The sequence below is a fragment of the Bacillota bacterium genome (assembly GCA_036504675.1).
Classification (GTDB): Bacteria; Bacillota; Sulfobacillia; order JAJYWN01; family JAJZPE01; genus DASXUT01.
This window is the reverse complement of sequence record DASXUT010000079.1, coordinates 50001-53965: the sequence shown is the minus strand read 5'-3', so window position 1 is coordinate 53965 and position 3965 is coordinate 50001. Positions and strand designations below refer to the sequence as shown.

Annotated in this window: 2 tRNA genes and 3 rRNA genes (1 of these 5 only partly in view); all 5 read right to left on the bottom strand. The window is 56.9% G+C overall.

From position 1 onward, the window contains the following. Nucleotides 1-8 precede the first annotated feature (8 nt). Nucleotides 9-125: ribosomal RNA gene (gene rrf, locus VGL40_06280) — 5S ribosomal RNA — on the bottom strand. Between the two features lie 108 nt (nt 126-233). Next, a 23S ribosomal RNA gene (locus VGL40_06275) occupies nt 234-3223 on the bottom strand. A 125-nt stretch (nt 3224-3348) separates the two neighbouring features. Then, nucleotides 3349-3424: transfer RNA gene (locus tag VGL40_06270), tRNA-Ala, on the bottom strand. Between the two features lie 24 nt (nt 3425-3448). Then, nucleotides 3449-3522: transfer RNA gene (locus tag VGL40_06265), tRNA-Ile, on the bottom strand. 188 nt (nt 3523-3710) lie between these two features. Beyond that, nucleotides 3711-3965, bottom strand: a 16S ribosomal RNA gene (locus VGL40_06260); it runs 1299 nt beyond the window's last position. Together the 16S, 23S and 5S rRNA genes with 2 tRNA genes alongside form the textbook arrangement of a ribosomal RNA operon.

Here is a 3965-nt window from a genome sequence, read left to right as displayed (position 1 = left end):
TCAATATTTCCCGGCAGCGACCTACTCTCCCAGGCAGTTACCCGCCAAGTACCATCGGCGCGAGAGGGCTTAACTTCCGTGTTCGGGATGGGAACGGGTGTTTCCCCTCTGCTATGGCCACCGGAAAGCTGGTGGTGCTTTTATGATGCCGCGCCGTGATGGGCGCTAGGCATCGCACCAAGAAAACCACACAGTGGGTATGTATCTTTTTAGGGAAGCGCATGGGAAGAGTCAGGTTCAAGCCCTCGACCTATTAGTACCGGTCAGCTGAATCCCTTTCGGGACTTACACCCCCGGCCTATCAACCAGATCATCTGTCTGGGGTCTTACCAGATTAACTCTGTGGGAAACCTCATCTTGGGGTGGGCTTCGCGCTTAGATGCTTTCAGCGCTTATCCCTTCCGGACTTGGCTACCCAGCTAATGCCCCTGGCGGGACAGCTGGTACACTAGCGGTCCGTTCATCCCGGTCCTCTCGTACTAGGGACAACTCCCCTCAAGTTTCCTGCGCCCACGACGGATAGGGACCGAACTGTCTCACGACGTTCTGAACCCAGCTCACGTACCGCTTTAATCGGCGAACAGCCGAACCCTTGGGACCTATTCCAGCCCCAGGATGCGATGAGCCGACATCGAGGTGCCAAACCTCGCCGTCGATGTGGACTCTTGGGCGAGATAAGCCTGTTATCCCCGGGGTAGCTTTTATCCGTTGAGCAACGGCCCTTCCACTCGGGACCGCTGGATCACTAAGCCCAACTTTCGTTCCTGCTCGAATTGTAGCTCTCGCAGTCAAGCTCCCTTATGCCTTTGCACTCTACGAATGATTTCCAACCATTCTGAGGGAACCTTTGGGCGCCTCCGTTACTCTTTAGGAGGCGACCGCCCCAGTCAAACTGCCCACCTGACACTGTTCCCGGACCGGATTCACGGCCCAAGGTTAGAACTTCGATACTCAAAGGGTGGTATTCCACCGTTGGCTCCACGCAGGCTAACGCCCACGCTTCCCAGCCTCCCACCTATCCTATACATCAAGCACCAAAATCCAATGTCAGGCTACAGTAAAGCTCCACGGGGTCTTTCTGTCCAGTCGTGGGTAACCTGCATCTTCACAGGTATTTCAATTTCACCGGGTCCCTCGTTGAGACAGCGCCCAAGTCGTTACGCCATTCGTGCGGGTCGGAACTTACCCGACAAGGAATTTCGCTACCTTAGGACCGTTATAGTTACGGCCGCCGTTTACTGGGGCTTCGGCTCGAAGCTTCACCTTGCGGTTGACCTCTCCCCTTAACCTTCCAGCACCGGGCAGGCGTCAGCCCCTATACATCAGATTTCTCTTTCGCAGGGACCTGTGTTTTTGCTAAACAGTCGCTTGGGCCGTTTCTCTGCGCCCCCGCATGGCTCAGGCTGTTCACCCTCACCCTTTGGGGTACCCCTTCTCCCGAAGTTACGGGGTCATTTTGCCGAGTTCCTTAACGAGGGTTCTCCCGCGCGCCTTAGGATTCTCTCCCCGCCTACCTGTGTCGGTTTACGGTACGGGCACCCGTTGCCTGGCTAGAGGCTTTTCTCGTCAGTGTGGGTTCGGCCAGTTCGCTACTCAAATTTCGCTCCCCATCGCCTCTCGGGGTATCGCCCAGGCGGATTTACCTACCCGGACCCCCTACCGGCTTAGACCAGCACGACCAACGGCTGGCTGCGCCTACCCTCCTGCGTCACCCCATCGCTCATAGCGGCAACTAGGTGGTATCGGAATATCAACCGATTGTCCATCGCCTACGCTCTATGCCTCGGCTTAGGCCCCGACTAACCCTGAGTGGACGAGCCTTCCTCAGGAAACCTCGGGCTTGCGGCGGACAGGATTCTCACCTGTCTTTTCGCTACTCATACCGGCATTCTCTCTTCCATGCCCTCCACCGCACCTTCCGGTACGGCTTCGCCGGCCATGGAACGCTCCCCTACCACGCGGATTCCTCCGCATCCGTAGCTTCGGTGTCAGGCTTGAGCCCCGATCATTTTCGGCGCAGACCCACTCGACCAGTGAGCTATTACGCACTCTTTGAATGGTGGCTGCTTCTAAGCCAACATCCTGGTTGTCTGAGCGGATCCACATCCTTTTCCACTTAGCCTGTACTTAGGGACCTTAGCTGACGGTCTGGGCTGTTTCCCTTTTGACTACGAAGCTTAGCCCCCGCAGTCTGACTCCCGAGCTCTAAATTGACGGGATTCGGAGTTTGAATGGGTTCAGTAACCTTGTTGGGCCCCTAGCCCAATCAGTGCTCTACCCCCGTCAATCATACTCGAGGCTAGCCCTAAAGCTATTTCGGGGAGAACCAGCTATCTCTGGGTTCGATTGGCATTTCACCGCTACCCACAGCTCATCCCATAGCTTTTCAACGCTAATGAGTTCGGGCCTCCACGCGCTTTTAGACGCGTTTCACCCTGGCCATGGGTAGGTCACTCCAGTTTCGGGTCTATAGCCGGCAACTCATTCGCCCTTTTAAGACTCGCTTTCGCTACGGCTCCGGACCTTCAGGCCCTTAACCTCGCTGCCGACCATAACTCGCCGGTTCATTCTTCAATAGGCACGCCGTCATCCCCTAGGGGGACTTCGACTGCTTGTAGGCACACGGTTTCAGGTTCTATTTCACTCCCCTCCCGGGGTGCTTTTCACCTTTCCCTCGCGGTACTCGTTCGCTATCGGTCGCCAGGAGTTTTTAGCCTTAGGAGGTGGTCCTCCTGAATTCCCACGGGGTTTCACGTGTCCCGTAGTACTTGGGTGGCTGTCGGGAGGGCCTTCTCTTTCGCCTACGGGATTGTTACCCTCTCTGATCGGGCTTTCCAGCCCGGTTCGGCTAGAGATGACCTTTCTTACTCCCCGGATCCTCGGCAAAGGACCCTGACAGTACCCTCGACCCCGTGGCCGCAACGCTTGCCGGCTTGACACGACCTCGGTTTAGGCTCTTCCCGTTTCGCTCGCCGCTACTCAGGGAATCGATTATTCTTTCTGCTCCTCGAGCTACTAAGATGTTTCAGTTCGCTCGGTGCCCTTCCATGGCTTATTTGATTGGGCCATGGATGACGGGGGATTAATCCCGCCGGGTTGCCCCATTCGGAGATCTCCGGATCGAAGGTCGCTTGCACCTCCCCGGAGCTTTTCGCAGCTGACCGCGTCCTTCTTCGGCTCCTGGCGCCATAGGCATCCACCGTGCGCCCTTTCTAGCTTGACCTGTCTTCTTCCCTCGCGCGCGGTTAACTTACCTGTGGCAAGTTACTCGCTTTACATTACCCACTGTGCAGTTTTCAAGGTGCGATGTGATGGCGCCGTCCGAAGACGACGCCCGGATTCACCAGTTGGTGGAGATGAGCGGATTCGAACCGCTGACCTCCTGCGTGCAAAGCAGGCGCTCTCCCAACTAAGCTACATCCCCAACAAAGGCTTTTTGCAAAGCCTGTGGGCGCAGGTGGATTCGAACCACCGACCTCGCGCTTATCAGGCGCGCGCTCTCACCAACTGAGCTATGTGCCCTTGTTGACTTATGGAAGTCCATTATACCACCAGTTTCCCGGCCGAGCAAGCCGGCCGGGAAACCGCGCATGGACCTTCAAAACCAAACAGTGTGCTTACGGATAAGAAAGGATTGTGTTGGAATCGACCTTAAGAGTGTGGGTCATCGGCGGTGGGTCGCCCCAGTGCCGGACCCGCGTACTCCTTAGAAAGGAGGTGATCCAGCCGCACCTTCCGATACGGCTACCTTGTTACGACTTCACCCAAATCACCGACCCCACCTTGGGCGGCTGCCCCCCTTGCGGGTTAGCTCACCGACTTCAGGTGTTGCCGACTTTCGTGGTGTGACGGGCGGTGTGTACAAGGCCCGGGAACGTATTCACCGCGGCGTGCTGATCCGCGATTACTAGCAATTCCGGCTTCACGCAGGCGAGTTGCAGCCTGCGATCTGAACTGAGGCCTGC